Below are 14,802 nucleotides of genomic sequence, written 5' to 3'. Positions count from 1 at the left end.
ATTCGCGGCTTGAACGCCACGGCGGTTTACACGCATTTGCGCACCGCCTGCCCCGCTGGTCGGGAGCGGGCAATAACCCGGGCGTCAGCGTGGTTCATACTGAAGTCGATTGATTGGTCCCCGGCGAGTTCGAGCGCTGACCCGCGATACGCGTGGTCGCGCGCACCGAAATCGCCTACCTGGAGTAGGTGGCAAACAGATGACGAGGCTTGATTCCGTCGAGCGGGCGATAGCCGACATCGCCGCGGGTAAGGCCGTCGTCGTCATCGACGACGAGGACCGCGAGAACGAGGGCGACCTCATCTTCGCCGCCGAGAAGGCCACGCCCGAGTTGGTGGCGTTCATGGTGCGCTACACCTCGGGATACCTGTGCGTACCGCTGGATGGCGATGTCTGCGACCGACTGGGCCTCCTGCCGATGTATGCGATCAACCAGGACAAGCACGGCACCGCCTACACCGTCACGGTCGACGCGAAGGCCGGCGTCGGAACCGGCATCTCGGCGTCCGATCGCGCCACGACGATGCGTCTGCTTGCCGATCCCACGGCCGTCGCCGGCGACTTCACCAAGCCCGGCCACGTCGTGCCGCTGCGCGCCAAGGACGGTGGCGTGCTGCGCAGGCCCGGACACACCGAGGCCGCCGTCGACCTGGCGCGGCTCGCCGGTCTGCAGCCTGCGGGCGCGATCTGTGAGATCGTCAGCCAGAAGGACGAGGGCTCGATGGCCCAGACCGACGAGTTGCGCGTCTTCGCCGACGAACATGACCTCGCACTGATCTCCATCGCCGATCTCATCGAGTGGCGTCGTAAGCACGAACGTCACATCGAGCGGATCGCCGAGGCGCGGATCCCCACCCGGTACGGCGAGTTCCGCGCCGTCGGCTACACCAGCATCTACGACGATGTCGAACACGTCGCGCTGGTCCGCGGCGATCTCTCGGGCACCGAGGCCGACGGCCACGATGTGTTGGTCCGGGTGCACTCCGAGTGCCTCACGGGCGATGTTTTCGGTTCCCGCCGCTGCGACTGCGGGCCCCAGTTGGACGCCGCGATGGCCATGGTCGCGCGCGAGGGCCGTGGCGTTGTGCTCTACATGCGGGGGCATGAGGGCCGGGGGATCGGCCTGATGCACAAGCTGCAGGCCTACCAGCTGCAGGATGCCGGCGAGGACACCGTCGACGCGAATCTCAAGCTTGGCCTGCCCGCCGACGCGCGCGACTACGGTATCGGCGCGCAGATCCTGGCCGACCTCGGCGTCAAGTCGATGCGCCTGCTCACCAACAACCCGGCCAAGCGGGTCGGGCTGGACGGCTATGGGCTGCACATCATCGAGCGGGTGCCGTTGCCCGTGCGCGCGAACTCCGAGAACATCCGCTACCTGATGACCAAGCGCGACCGGATGGGTCACGACCTGGCCGGGCTGGATGACTACGAAGAGGCGGTCAAGATGGACGGCTACGACGAGGCCGTCTATCTGCTGGGTGATCGGCTTCCACCGACCGCCGACGAGCCCGGCGGCGCGTCATGAGCGGCGCGGGCGTTCCGGACTTCCCGGTCGTTGACGCCTCGGGTATCCGCCTGGCCATCGTGGCGAGCACGTGGCACGACCGCATCTGCGACGCGCTGCTCGACGGTGCGCTGCGCACCGCGAAGGACTGCGGTGTCGAGTCGCCCACCGTGGTGCGCGTGCTGGGGGCAATCGAGATTCCGGTGGTGGCACAGGCATTGGCTGCGCAGTACGACGCGGTGGTGGCGTTGGGCGTGGTGATTCGCGGCGGGACCCCACATTTCGACTACGTGTGCGATGCCGTCACCCAGGGGCTCACCCGGGTGTCGCTGGATGAGTCCACCCCGGTGGCCAACGGCGTGCTGACGGTCAACGACGAACAGCAGGCCCTCGACCGCGCCGGCTTGCCGGGGTCTGCGGAGGACAAGGGTGCGCAGGCCGCCGCGGCTGCCTTGGCGACGGCGCTGACGCTCCGCGATATCGCGAACTCATGACCACATCGGCGGAGTGGGATCTGGAGGTGCGGCCACACCTCACGCCGTACTTCGCCTACGGCGCGGCGTTTCTCATCGCGGCCGCTCACATCGCGGTCGGCTTCCTGCTCAAGGTCGGGTCCAGCGGAGTGATCTTCCAGACCTCCGACCAGGTGGGCATCGGCACCCTGGGCGTGATCATCGCCTGCGTTGTGCTGCTGTTCGCGCGGCCGCGGCTTCGGGTCGGGCCATCGGGGATCGCGGTGCGAAATCTATTGGCATACCGCCTGATCCCGTGGTCCGACGTCGTCGACGTGTCGTTCTCCGACGGCGCCCGGTGGGCCCGGGTCGACCTACCCGACGACGAGTACATACCCGCCATGGCCATCCAGGCGGTGGACAAGCAACGCGCCGTCGACTCGATGGACCGGGTCCGCGAACTCATGCAGCGGTATCGCAGCGACGTCAGCTGACGACCAGACGCATCGTGACCTCGCCGTCGCGCCTGCGGGCCGCGGCGGGATCCACGGCGAACCCGAGGCCCTCATAGACGCTGCGGGCGGCGTCGTTGCCGGTGTTGACGCGCAGCGTGACGGCCTTCACCCGCTCGTCGCGAGCCCATGTCACCGCCGCCTCCAACAGGTGGTGTGCCAGACCGCGGTGCCGCACGGCGGGCTCGAGCCACAGCGAGTACAGGTACACCGAATCCAACGTCTCGCGCTGAGCCCCGATCAACCCCACCATCCGGTCGTCGACAAGCAGCGCGAACTGGGCGTGCTCGCGCAGCCTGCGTCGCCATTGCGCGGCCGTGAACGTGACCTCGTGCCGGTACTGGGAATCGTCGCCGCCCAGCGTGTCCTCGAGCGCGCGCAACCTCAGCATCGCGAACGCGCGCCACTGCGATTCGCTCACCCTGACTACCCTCGGTGCGCTCATGCGGTATCTGATGGCTCCTCGCGCAAGCGCTCGTCGGTGAGTAGCGGGCCCATTCGTCGCGTGCGATAGAATGCCCTGATAGTGACCGATTTTCGCATGGCAGCGCCGTCGCCGACGTTGGACGTTTCGCCCACGGACGATGTGCCCACGCCGACACACGGATTACAGGGAATCGATACTCCGCTTCTCCCTGTGACGCAAGTCATCACACGCCCCGGGGGCAACCCGACGATCACCCTGCCCATCCGCACTGGTGTCGCGCCCGACGTCGAGAGCCTCTGGCACTACCTGGCCGAACCCGCGGAGTTCTTCGGTATCCCGATGCCCGACCGGTCAGCCCTTCGCGACGCGGTGGCCGACTTCCGGGGTGCGGTGTCCGCCGCCGCGCCACACGCCGTCGCCGCCGCCGCGGTCACGGTGCTGGACGTCGACGATCGGGCCCGCGTCGTCGTGACCGGCGATGTGATCCGACCGGTGCGCCCCGAGGCCGTTCGTGTGGCGGGCACCGACGCACCCCTGCCGACAGCCCGGTCCGGCGACCCGCACTGGCGGCGGATGGCGGCCCGCACCACCAGCAAGGGCCAGGCCGATCAGGTCCAGCGGTGGCTCGCCGGCCAGGGCTGTGCCGACACCGTCACGATCCGAACGGGTCGCCGGGGGATTCCGTTCCTCGGTGCGCTGGTGTTCGAGACCGCCGGTGGACTCCGGGGTGTCGACAATCGCGAACCCGTCTCGATCCTCGATCAGATGCTGGCGTGCGGGCTGATCGACGCCGTTGAGCGGGTGGATGAGTGTCCCGCCGACGCTGCGCGCGCGTGGTGGATCTCACCGCACTTCGAGACGCACCCGGTGCTCGGCATCGACGGAACCGACTACCCGGTGGACACTTCGGTGAACCCGCCGTTCACGAGGCAGCCATGACCGAACCCTTCGCACCCGAGCAGTACCGGGTCTTCACCATCGACGGCTATGACCTCGTCGACGGACGATTCGCCGCGCACTACGCGCTGCGCGGCACGGATCCCGCCGCCGATGTGACCTTCACCGAGACCGTCGACTTCGGGTCGGACCTGGCGCGCGTGCCCGACGACCGGCTGTTGCGTCTATTGGCCCTGACCTGCTCGCCGAGCTACTACAAGGCCGCGGCGCCGCCGCGCATCGAGATCGCCTTCCCGACATTCGATTTCGAGAAGGACTACCTGCGCGAGCTGATCGCCGGCGGCCTGGGCGAGTTCGCGTACCGTGCCTCACTGCCCGCCGCCCTGACCCCCGAGGTGACGGGGCCGACGGCGGCTCCGGACGGCGCAGCTGCACCCGAGGACTTCGACGAGAACCGTCCACCGCTCGTGCCCGTGGGCGGCGGCAAGGACTCGGTGGTGACCATCGAGGCGCTCAAACGCCACGGATTCGACCCAGTGCTGTTCAGCGTCAACAAGTTCGACCCCATCGACCGGTGCATCGAGATAAGCGGCCTGACGAGCACGCGGGTCACCCGATCGATCGACCGCGGCCTGATCGAGGTCAACGCGAGGGGCGCGCACAACGGCCACGTGCCGGTGACCGCGATCAACAGCGTCATCGGGCTGATCGTCGCCGATGCCCGCGGCCTGGGACCGGTGGTCTTTTCCAACGAGCGGTCGTCCAACGTCGGCAACGTGTCGTGGATGGGTCGCGACGTCAACCACCAGTGGTCCAAGAGCATCACCTTCGAGACCCTGCTGCGGAACACGTTGGCGCAGCACGGTATGAACCCCGGTCGATACTTCTCACTGCTGCGCGGTCTCTCGGAGTCCGAGATCGCCGACCGGTTCCGCGCGTGTCCCGAGTACTTCGACGCGTTCATCAGTTGCAACCGGCCGTTCGCGATCGACGCGGGACGCCGCGGCGCGACGTGGTGCGGGCACTGCCCGAAGTGCCTCTTCGTGTTCCTGCTCATGGCGCCGAGGCTCGGGCGTACCCGCCTCGAGGAGATCTTTGGCCAGAACCTGTTCGCGGTCGGCGACAATCAGCCGGGTATCGAGGACATCGTCGGGTTGGGCGTGCACAAGCCCTTCGAGTGCGTCGGTGAGTACTACGAGGCGGCCGAGGCGCTCCTCGCGGTCCTCGATGACAGGGAATGGCAGGGCCTTCCGATCGTCGAGGCGCTGCGTGCGCGCCACGACGAACTGATGGCGGTCGCCGCCACAGACGATCAGACCGGCACCGCGGTCCACTACGTGCCCGCGCGGTACGCGGTGAGCCTGGAGGAGCTGGACGAGCTGGATGACCAGAATCGTCGGGATGACCGTGCCCCAGCCTGATCTCGCGGGACGGGTCGTCGGCATCTGGGGATTCGGCCGCGAGGGTATCTCCATGGCGCGCACCGCCGCTGCTGCCGGTGCCGCGCGCATCGACGCGGTCGACGACGTCGGTCGCAGACCGTTCGAGACGCCCGACGGCATCGAGGGTCTCACGGTGTTCCGTGGCCCGGAGCACCTCGGCCGACTGAGCGAATGCGACATCGTCTTCGTCAGCCCCGGGGTGCCGTGGCACCAACCCTTCTTCGCCGAACTCCGGCAGTCCGGCGTCCGAATCTCCAGTGCCGCAGACTGGTTCGTATCCCGGTGGGGTGCGCAGACGATCGGCGTGACAGGTACCAAGGGTAAGTCGACCACCGCGTCGTTCATCGGTCACCTCCTCGGCTCGATGGGCGTCAAGGCCGTTGTGGCGGGCAACATCGGCACCCCGCTGTCAGATCTGTCACCTGATGACGATGTGGTGGTGGTCGCCGAACTGTCCAGCCAGCAGGCGGCGTTGCTCACCGCATCGCCCGCGGTTGCGGTCATCACCAACCTGTACGAGGACCACCTGGACTGGCACGGAAGTACCGATTCGTACTACGCGGCGAAGGCCAACGTCTTTCGGTTCGGGTCCCGTTCGCTGGTGTGCACCCCAGAGGTGGTGACGAGGCTGGCGGGCATCGGCATCACCGACCTGCCGCCGTCGCTGCGGCTGATCGACCCCGCGACCGTGGTCTCGGCAGTGTCGGGGTCGGTGATGGGCTTCGCGCACAACGCCGTAAACGGCGCGTTGGCCGTGGCTGCGATCACGGAGATGACGGGTGCGCCTGTGCCACAGGCCGATTTCGACGCTGCGGCGGGCACCTTCGGTGGCTTGCCGCACCGGCTGCAGACTGTTCGTTCCACTGGCGCCATCTCGTGGATCGACGACACCCTGGCGACCACGGGCGAGAGCGTGGTCGCGGCACTGCGGGCCATGCGGCCAGAGGCCAATGTCGCGCTGATCGTCGGCGGCATGGACCGGCAACTCGACTACGACCAGGTTGATGACTACCTGTGTAGCGGTGCGCGCCGGGTGACGCTGATCCAAGCGCCCTCCAACGGCGTCGCGATCGGCCGCGGGTTCGCCAGGGAACATCCCGGCCAGACCCGGGTCGTCGCCGACCTTGAGGAGGCCGTGCGCGCGGCGGCCGCCGTGCCCGAGGTCGATGTCGTCCTGCTGTCCCCGGGTGCTGCGAGCTACGACCTGTACGCCAACTACGAGGCCAAGGCCGCGGCGTACTGCGGTTTCATCGACGCTCTGGCCGGCCGGACCACTAGCCCTTCGGGCGACGTCGCCCCGTCGAACTAACCTGGAACCCGTGCCTGATCCATCGACGTACCGGCCCGCGCCCGGGTCCATCCCGGTCCAACCGGGCGTCTACCGGTTCCGGGATACGCACGGCCGGGTGATCTATGTCGGCAAGGCCAAGAGCCTGCGCAGCCGGTTGACGTCCTACTTCGCCGACATCTCCAGCCTCGCCCCCCGGACCAGGCAGATGGTGACCACCGCGGGCAGCGTCGAGTGGACCGTCGTCAGCACCGAGGTCGAGGCGCTTCAGCTCGAGTACAACTGGATCAAGGAATTCGACCCGCGGTTCAACATCCGGTACCGCGACGACAAGACCTACCCGGTGCTGGCGGTCACCCTCAACGAGGAGTATCCGCGGCTTTTCGTCTACCGCGGGCCGCGTCGCAAGGGCGTCCGCTACTTCGGGCCCTACTCGCACGCATGGGCCATCAGGGAGACCCTCGACCTGCTCACCCGGGTGTTCCCGGCGCGCACCTGCTCGGCCGGAGTGTTCAAGCGACACAACCAGATCGGCAGGCCCTGCCTACTGGGCTACATCGACAAGTGCTCGGCGCCGTGCGTCGGGCGGGTCAGCGCCGAGCAGCATCGGGCCATCGTCACCGACTTCTGCGATTTCCTGTCGGGCAAGACCGACCGGTTGGTCCGTGACATGGAGCGGCAGATGAGTGCCGCCGCCGAGGAACTGGACTTCGAGCGGGCCGCCAGGCTGCGCGACAACATCGGTGCGCTTCGGCGCGCACTGGAGAAGCAGACCGTCGTGTTCGGGGACGGTACCGACGCCGACGTGGTCGCCTTCGCCGACGACGACCTGGAGGCCGCGGTGCAGGTCTTCCACGTCCGCGGCGGACGGGTCAGGGGCCAGCGTGGCTGGGTCGTCGAGAAGTCCGGTGAGCCGGGGGAATCAGGCCCGGAGAAATTGGTCGAACAGTTCCTCACGCAGTTCTACGGTGATCAGGCCGAGCTTGGCGGAGCGGCCGACGAGGCCACCAACCCCGTTCCACGCGAGGTCCTCGTGCCCGTGCTGCCCGACAACGCCGAGGAACTGGGCACCTGGTTGAGCGGTCTGCGCGGGTCGCGGGTCTCGCTGCGGGTGCCATACCGCGGTGACAAGCGGGCATTGGCCGAGACCGTGCAGCGCAACGCGCAGGATGCGCTCGCTCAACACAAGCTCAAGCGCGCGGGCGACTTCAACGCGAGATCGGCTGCACTGCAGAGCATCCAGGACTTTCTCGGCCTGGCGGATGCTCCGTTGCGCATCGAGTGCGTGGACATCAGCCATGTGCAGGGCACCGACGTGGTGGCCTCCCTGGTGGTCTTCGAGGACGCGTTGCCGAAGAAGTCGGACTACCGGCACTACGCGATCCGCGAGGCGGCGGGAGACGGCCGCTCCGATGACGTGGCGTCCATCGCCGAGGTCACGCGCCGCCGCTTCGCGAGGCACGTCGCCGACGCTGAGCGGCCGCTCGTTGCCGAGGGTCGGTCGCGACGGTTCGCCTACCCGCCGAACCTGTTTGTGGTCGACGGCGGCGCCCCGCAGGTCAATGCGGCAGCTGCGGTACTCGAGGAACTTGGCGTGACCGACGTCGCGGTCATCGGGTTGGCGAAGCGTCTCGAGGAGGTCTGGGTACCCGCCGAACCGGATCCCGTCGTGATGCCGCGCAATAGCGAAGGTCTCTACCTTCTGCAGCGGGTACGCGACGAGGCACACCGGTTCGCGATCAGTTACCACCGAAGCAAGAGATCCAAGCGGATGACGGCGTCCGCACTGGACTCGGTGCGAGGCCTGGGCGAACACCGGCGCAAGGCGCTCGTCACCCACTTCGGCTCGGTGGCGCGACTCAAGGAGGCAAGTGTCGAGGAGATCACCGCGGTGCCCGGGATCGGCATCGCGACCGCGAAATCGGTGCTCGAAGCCCTCAGTGCCCCCGCCGTGCTCGCCGAAGCCGACGCGGTCGAGGCCGTGATCGGCGATGATCGGGGCGGGGTTTCGGAATGACGGGTCAGGAGATGAGCGAGAACGTGCGGGACAGCGGTGTCAGTGGGCAGGGGGCGGCCGAACATTCCGAGGGTGGCATCGACGTCGTCCTCGTCACAGGGTTGTCCGGCGCAGGCCGCGGAACCGCCGCGAAGGTGCTCGAGGACCTCGGCTGGTACGTGGCCGACAACCTCCCGCCCGAACTCATCGCGCAGATGGTCGAGCTGGGTTTGGCGGCAGGCTCGCGGATCACGCGTCTCGCGGTGGTGATGGACGTTCGGTCTCGAGGCTTCACCGGCGACTTGGACTGGGTCCGCAACGAACTCGCCACGCGCAGCATCACCCCGCGGGTGCTGTTCCTCGAGGCCTCCGACGACATGCTTGTGCGCCGGTACGAGCAGAACCGGCGCAGCCACCCGCTGCAGGGAGCGCATACGCTGGCCGAGGGCATCAGCGCCGAGCGAACGATGCTCGAACCGATACGGGCGGCGGCGGACCTGATCATCGACACGTCGAAACTGTCGGTACATGATCTGCGCGCCAGCGTTGAACGCGCCTTCGGCGGCGAGGCCATCGCGGACACCAGCGTCACGGTCGAGTCGTTCGGGTACAAGTACGGCCTGCCGATGGACGCCGACACGGTGATGGACGTGCGCTTCCTACCCAATCCGCACTGGGTCGACGACCTGCGGCCGCACACCGGGCAGCACCCGGCCGTGCGGGACTACGTCCTGGGTCAACCGGGAGCGGGTGAGTTCCTCGACACCTACCATCGTCTGCTGGAGGTCGTGATCGACGGCTATCGCCGGGAGGGGAAGCGGTACATGACGGTCGCCATCGGATGCACTGGTGGCAAGCACCGCAGTGTGGCCATCGCGGAGGCCCTCGCTGCGCGTCTGGAGCGTGGCGACCACGTCACCGCGCGCGTGCTGCACCGAGATCTGGGGCGTGAATGAGTTCACGCATCGTTGCCCTCGGGGGTGGCCACGGGCTGTACGCGACGCTGTCTGCGGCGCGGCGCCTCACCCCTCACGTCACCGCGGTGGTCACGGTGGCAGACGACGGTGGATCCTCAGGGCGGCTGCGCAGCGAACTCGACGTGATACCACCGGGTGATCTGCGAATGGCACTGGCGGCGTTGGCATCCGACAGCCCGCACGGTCAGCTGTGGGCGACCATCCTGCAACACCGCTTCGGCGGCAGCGGCGCGCTGGCGGGCCATCCGATCGGCAACCTGATCCTGGCCGGACTCAACGAGGTGCTGGCCGACCCGGTGGCCGCACTCGATGAACTCGGCCGTGTCCTGGGCCTCAAGGGCCGGGTTCTGCCGATGTGTCCCATCGCATTGCAGATCGAGGCCGACGTCGCCGGGCTGGACGCGGACCCGCGGATGAGCCGGGTGATCCGCGGCCAGGTCGCCGTGGCCACCACAGTCGGCAAGGTGCGACGCGTCCGGTTGCACCCGGGCAATCCGCCAGCAACCCGGCAGGCCGTCGACGCGATCATGGCAGCCGACCTGGTGGTGCTCGGCCCGGGTTCGTGGTTCACCAGCGTCATACCGCACGTGCTGGTGCCGCAGCTCGCCGCCGCGTTGCAGGCCACCACGGCACGACGGGCCCTGGTGCTCAACCTGGTGTCGGAGCCGGGGGAGACCGCCGGCTTCTCCGCCGAGCGCCACCTGCATGTGTTGGCCCAGCATGCACCCGGTTTCACCGTGCACGACATCGTGGTCGACGCCGCGAGCGTGCCCAGCGAGCGGGAGCGCGAACAGCTCAGGCGAACGGCCGCGATACTAGACGCCGCAGTCGAGTTTGCCGAGGTGTCCCGACCTGGTACACCATTACATGACCCTGCGAGACTGGCAGCGGCTCTGGAGCGGGTGAGACTACGGGGGAACGGGTCCAACCGCACACAGCAGGAGCAAACGATTCCTACACCCGCCGCCTGGCCGGTCGACGAGAGGTGAGAATTTCGTGGCGATGACTGCCGAGGTCAAGGACGAACTGAGTCGGCTGGTGATCACTTCGGTGACTGCGCGGCGCGCCGAGGTGGCGTCACTGCTGCGCTTCGCCGGGGGACTGCACATCGTCGCCGGCCGTGTGGTGGTGGAGGCCGAGGTCGATCTCGGCATCATCGCCCGCCGGCTGCGCAAGGACATCCACGACCTGTACGGGTACAACGCCGTCGTGCACGTGCTGTCGGCCTCGGGCCTCCGCAAGAGCACGCGCTACGTCGTGCGCGTCGCGCAGGACGGTGAGGCCCTGGCCCGCCAGACCGGCCTACTGGATCTGCGCGGACGACCCGTTCGCGGACTGCCCGCCCAGGTGGTGGGCGGCAGCGTCGGTGACGCCGAAGCCGCCTGGCGTGGTGCGTTTTTGGCGCATGGATCCCTCACCGAGCCGGGCCGGTCGTCGGCGCTGGAGATCAGCTGCCCGGGGCCGGAGGCGGCGCTGGCGCTTGTCGGTGCGGCGCGGCGTCTGGGTGTGGGCGCAAAGGCGCGTGAGGTACGCGGAGCCGACCGAGTGGTGGTGCGCGACGGTGAGGCGATCGGAGCGCTGCTGACCCGGATGGGTGCCCAGGACACGCGGCTGACCTGGGAGGAGCGCCGGATGCGGCGCGAGGTCCGGGCCACGGCCAACCGACTCGCCAACTTCGACGACGCCAACCTGCGGCGCTCTGCGCGTGCGGCGGTGGCTGCCGCCGCACGGGTCGAGCGGGCGCTGCACATCCTTGGCGACACCGTGCCGGATCACCTGTCTGCCGCAGGCAGGCTGCGCGTTGAGCATCGCCAGGCCTCGCTGGAGGAGCTGGGCCGGCTGGCCGAACCGCCGATGACGAAAGACGCTGTGGCCGGCCGGATTCGACGACTGCTGTCGATGGCCGACCGCAAGGCCAAACAGGATGGGATTCCCGACACGGAGTCCGCGGTCACCGCGGACCTGCTCGACGACGCCTGACCGCCCGGCGCCCGGTTGCGCACGAGTGTCCGACAAGCGCCGAGTGTGGGGCTTCTCGTCGAGAATCGGCCGACTTGTCGACGACAAGCGCCACAGTCGAGGCGGGCGAATTCCTCGGCGTGGCCGCCTGCACTGACCAGCCTGCACGGACTCATCCGTTCGCTACTAGGCTGTTCGCGGGCAGTTCATCACCGACTAAGGAGACATGCGTGACCATCCGCGTAGGCGTTAACGGCTTCGGTCGCATTGGACGGAACTTCTTCCGGGCACTCGACGCGCAGAAGGCCGCGGGTGCCAACACCGACATCGAGATCATCGCGGTCAACGACCTCACCGACAACGCGACGCTCGCTCACCTGCTGAAGTTCGACTCGATCCTGGGCCGGCTGCCCTACGAGGTCAGCCTCGAGGGCGAGGACACCATCGTCGTCGGCGACACCAAGATCAAGGCACTCGAGGTCAGGGAAGGTCCGGCGGCGCTGCCCTGGGGCGACCTCGGCGTCGACGTCGTCATCGAGTCCACCGGCATCTTCACCAAGCGCGACAAGGCCCAGGGGCACCTGGACGCGGGCGCCAAGAAGGTCATCATCTCCGCTCCCGCGAGCGATGAGGACATCACGATCGTTCTCGGCGTGAACGATGACAAGTACGACGGCAGCCAGAACATCATCTCCAACGCGTCGTGCACCACGAACTGCCTCGGCCCGCTGGCCAAGGTGCTCAACGATGAGTTCGGCATCGTCAAGGGCCTCATGACCACGATCCACGCCTACACCCAGGATCAGAACCTGCAGGACGGTCCGCACAGCGACCTGCGCCGTGCGCGCGCCGCCGCGCTGAACATCGTGCCGACCTCCACGGGTGCCGCCAAGGCCATCGGCCTGGTGCTCCCGGAGCTGAAGGGCAAGCTCGACGGCTACGCGCTGCGGGTGCCGATCCCCACGGGTTCGGTCACCGACCTGACCGCCGAGCTCGCGAAGTCGGCCAGCGCCGCGGATATCAACGCCGCGATGAAGGCCGCCGCCGAGGGCAAGCTCAAGGGCATCCTGAAGTACTACGACGCGCCGATCGTCTCGAGCGATATCGTCACCGACCCGCACAGCTCGATCTTCGACTCGGGCCTGACCAAGGTGATCGACAACCAGGCGAAGGTTGTGTCCTGGTACGACAACGAGTGGGGCTACTCCAACCGTCTCGTCGATCTCGTCGCGCTGGTCGGCAAGTCGCTCTAGGGCGAGCGAAGCAACGGGAGGACAGGCACTCGCATGGCCGTCAAGACGCTTGACGATTTGCTGGCCGAGGGCGTCGAGGGTCGGGGTGTGCTGGTGCGCTCCGACCTCAACGTCCCGCTCGACGACACTGGCGCCATCACGGATCCGGGGCGGATCATCGCCTCGGCGCCGACGCTGAAGGCACTCGCCGATGCCGGAGCCAAGGTCGTGGTCACCGCCCACCTCGGTCGTCCGAAGGGCGGGCCGGATCCGAAGTTCTCGCTGGCTCCGGTCGCGGCGGCGCTCGGCGAACACCTGGGCAGGCACGTGCAGCTGGCCGGTGATGTGGTCGGCACCGACGCGCTGGCCCGAGCCGAGGGTCTGACCGACGGCGATGTCCTCCTGCTGGAGAACATCCGCTTCGACCCACGGGAGACCAGCAAGGACGACGCCGAGCGACTCGCACTGGCCAAGGCGCTCGTCGAACTCGTCGGTGATGACGGTGCCTTCGTCTCCGACGGCTTCGGTGTGGTGCACCGCAAGCAGGCGTCGGTGTATGACGTTGCGACGCTGCTGCCGCACTACGCGGGGACGTTGGTGGCCACCGAGGTGAAGGTGCTCGAGCAGCTGACCAGTTCGACGGAGCGTCCCTACGCCGTCGTGCTGGGCGGCTCGAAGGTGTCGGACAAGCTGGCCGTCATCGAGAACCTGGCCACCAAGGCCGACAGCATCGTCATCGGCGGCGGAATGTGCTTCACATTCCTTGCGGCACAGGGTGTTTCGGTGGGGACCTCGCTGCTGCAGGAGGAGATGATCGACACCTGCCGCAAGCTCCTCGAGGAGTACGGCGATGTCATCCATCTGCCGGTGGACATCGTCGTCGCCGAGCGCTTCGCCGCCGACTCACCGGCGGAGACGGTAGCCGCCGATCAGATCCCCGAGGGCAAGATGGGACTGGACATCGGCCCGGAGTCGGTCAAGCGATTCACCGCGCTGCTGTCCAACGCCAGGACGGTGTTCTGGAACGGGCCGATGGGTGTGTTCGAGTTCCCGGCGTTCGCCGCAGGCACCAAGGGTGTCGCGGAGGCCATAATCACCGCCACCGGCAAGGGCGCGTTCAGTGTTGTCGGCGGTGGCGACTCAGCCGCAGCGGTGCGCCAACTCGGACTTCCCGAGGATGGCTTCTCGCACATCTCGACCGGTGGCGGCGCATCCCTGGAATACCTTGAGGGCAAGGACCTGCCCGGTATCGACGTCCTTCAGTAACACCGACGTCCTTCAGTAGTACAGACCAACGAGGAGTCACACGTGAGCCGCAAGCCGCTGATCGCCGGCAACTGGAAGATGAACCTCAATCATTTCGAGGCCATCGCACTGGTACAGAAGATCGCATTCTCGTTGCCGGACAAGTACTTCGACAAGGTCGATGTCACCGTCATCCCGCCGTTCACCGATCTGCGCAGCGTTCAGACGCTTGTTGACGGCGATAAGCTGCGGCTCACCTACGGTGCGCAGGACGTGTCGCAGCACGACTCCGGTGCATACACCGGCGAGATCAGCGGTGCGTTCCTGGCCAAGCTCGGGTGCACGTTCGCCGTCGTCGGGCACTCCGAGCGTCGGACGTATCACAACGAGGACGACGCGTTGGTGGCCGCCAAGGCCGCCGCGGCGCTCAAGCACGGTTTGACCCCGATCGTCTGCATCGGGGAGGGCCTGGAGATCCGCGAGGCCGGTGACCACGTTGCCTACAACGTGCGCCAACTCAAGGGCTCGCTGGCGGGCCTGTCGGCCCAGCAGATCGCCGCGGTGGTCATCGCCTACGAGCCGGTGTGGGCGATTGGCACCGGACGAGTCGCCAGTGCAGCCGACGCCCAGGAGGTGTGCGCGGCGATCCGGACCGAACTCGCAGAACTCGCCTCGGCCGATATCGCGGCAACGGTGCGGGTCCTGTACGGCGGTTCGGTCAGCGCGAAGAACGTCGGCGAGATCGTCGCCCAGGGCGATGTCGACGGTGCCCTGGTCGGCGGGGCGTCACTCGACGGCGAGCAGTTCGCGATCCTGTCCGCGATCGCCGCGGGCGGACCTCTGCCCTGACCTGCGGCTGCCGCCTCGG

At 67.8% G+C, this 14,802-nt stretch carries 14 protein-coding genes; 13 read left to right on the top strand and 1 reads right to left on the bottom strand.

Features of this window, described 5'->3' with window-relative positions; translation table 11 throughout:
- The first annotated feature begins 199 nt into the window (after window positions 1-199).
- The 3 genes from ABIA65_RS15905 to ABIA65_RS15895 are packed head-to-tail and all read left to right on the top strand — an operon-like array spanning window position 200 to window position 2,453.
- A complete protein-coding gene (locus ABIA65_RS15905; RefSeq protein WP_354524143.1) occupies window positions 200-1,528 on the top strand; it encodes a bifunctional 3,4-dihydroxy-2-butanone-4-phosphate synthase/GTP cyclohydrolase II in 1,329 nt (442 codons plus the stop codon).
- Window positions 1,525-2,001 (top strand): 6,7-dimethyl-8-ribityllumazine synthase, encoded by a 477-nt coding sequence (ribH, locus tag ABIA65_RS15900; protein WP_354524142.1) that lies wholly within the window; start codon window positions 1,525-1,527, stop codon window positions 1,999-2,001. Before ABIA65_RS15905 ends, ribH begins: the two co-directional genes overlap by 4 nt.
- Entirely contained in the window at window positions 1,998-2,453 is a 456-nt protein-coding gene (locus tag ABIA65_RS15895; RefSeq protein WP_354524141.1) for a PH domain-containing protein, read from the top strand. The genes ribH and ABIA65_RS15895 overlap by 4 nt, the downstream gene beginning before the upstream one ends.
- Here the strand turns inward: ABIA65_RS15895 and ABIA65_RS15890 are convergent.
- Complete coding sequence (locus ABIA65_RS15890) at window positions 2,446-2,916, bottom strand: GNAT family N-acetyltransferase (protein WP_354524140.1); 471 nt, start codon at window positions 2,914-2,916, stop codon at window positions 2,446-2,448. The two genes, ABIA65_RS15895 and ABIA65_RS15890, sit on opposite strands and share 8 nt — an antisense overlap.
- Window positions 2,917-3,108: 192 nt before the next feature.
- Between ABIA65_RS15890 and ABIA65_RS15885 the strand changes: the two genes are divergently transcribed.
- The 10 genes from ABIA65_RS15885 (at window position 3,109) to tpiA (ending at window position 14,783) form a co-directional block, all read left to right on the top strand.
- On the top strand, window positions 3,109-3,837 hold the full coding sequence (locus tag ABIA65_RS15885) for a hypothetical protein (RefSeq protein ID WP_354524139.1): 729 nt from the start codon (window positions 3,109-3,111) through the stop codon (window positions 3,835-3,837).
- A complete protein-coding gene (locus ABIA65_RS15880) occupies window positions 3,834-5,216 on the top strand; it encodes a MurL-like N-terminal domain-containing (RefSeq protein ID WP_354524138.1) in 1,383 nt (460 codons plus the stop codon). Before ABIA65_RS15885 ends, ABIA65_RS15880 begins: the two co-directional genes overlap by 4 nt.
- Window positions 5,179-6,546: a Mur ligase family protein gene (locus tag ABIA65_RS15875; protein WP_354524137.1), complete on the top strand. Its 1,368-nt coding sequence runs from the start codon at window positions 5,179-5,181 to the stop codon at window positions 6,544-6,546. Before ABIA65_RS15880 ends, ABIA65_RS15875 begins: the two co-directional genes overlap by 38 nt.
- A 10-nt stretch (window positions 6,547-6,556) precedes the next feature.
- A complete protein-coding gene (uvrC, locus tag ABIA65_RS15870; RefSeq protein WP_354524136.1) occupies window positions 6,557-8,542 on the top strand; it encodes an excinuclease ABC subunit UvrC in 1,986 nt (661 codons plus the stop codon).
- Between the two features lie 11 nt (window positions 8,543-8,553).
- Window positions 8,554-9,477, top strand: a complete 924-nt coding sequence (gene rapZ / locus ABIA65_RS15865) for an RNase adapter RapZ (protein ID WP_371746794.1) — start codon at window positions 8,554-8,556, stop codon at window positions 9,475-9,477.
- Window positions 9,474-10,487 carry a uridine diphosphate-N-acetylglucosamine-binding protein YvcK gene (yvcK, locus tag ABIA65_RS15860; protein ID WP_354524135.1) on the top strand — a complete coding sequence of 338 codons (1,014 nt, stop codon included), beginning with the start codon at window positions 9,474-9,476 and terminating at the stop codon, window positions 10,485-10,487. Before rapZ ends, yvcK begins: the two co-directional genes overlap by 4 nt.
- Window positions 10,488-10,500: 13 nt before the next feature.
- Window positions 10,501-11,478, top strand: coding sequence for a DNA-binding protein WhiA (gene whiA / locus ABIA65_RS15855; protein ID WP_241405683.1), 978 nt, complete (start codon window positions 10,501-10,503; stop codon window positions 11,476-11,478).
- Between the two features lie 209 nt (window positions 11,479-11,687).
- Complete coding sequence (gap, locus tag ABIA65_RS15850; RefSeq protein ID WP_241399169.1) at window positions 11,688-12,710, top strand: type I glyceraldehyde-3-phosphate dehydrogenase; 1,023 nt, start codon at window positions 11,688-11,690, stop codon at window positions 12,708-12,710.
- A gap of 33 nt (window positions 12,711-12,743) precedes the next feature.
- Complete coding sequence (locus tag ABIA65_RS15845; protein ID WP_354524134.1) at window positions 12,744-13,955, top strand: phosphoglycerate kinase; 1,212 nt, start codon at window positions 12,744-12,746, stop codon at window positions 13,953-13,955.
- A gap of 42 nt (window positions 13,956-13,997) precedes the next feature.
- On the top strand, window positions 13,998-14,783 hold the full coding sequence (tpiA, locus tag ABIA65_RS15840) for a triose-phosphate isomerase (RefSeq protein ID WP_241399167.1): 786 nt from the start codon (window positions 13,998-14,000) through the stop codon (window positions 14,781-14,783).
- Window positions 14,784-14,802: the final 19 nt, after the last annotated feature.

It is taken from the genome of Mycolicibacterium sp. 624 (genome assembly GCF_040548615.1).
Taxonomy (GTDB): Bacteria; Actinomycetota; Actinomycetes; order Mycobacteriales; family Mycobacteriaceae; genus Mycobacterium.
Note: the sequence above shows the minus strand (reverse complement) of the source record. Positions and strands in the feature narration are given on the sequence as shown.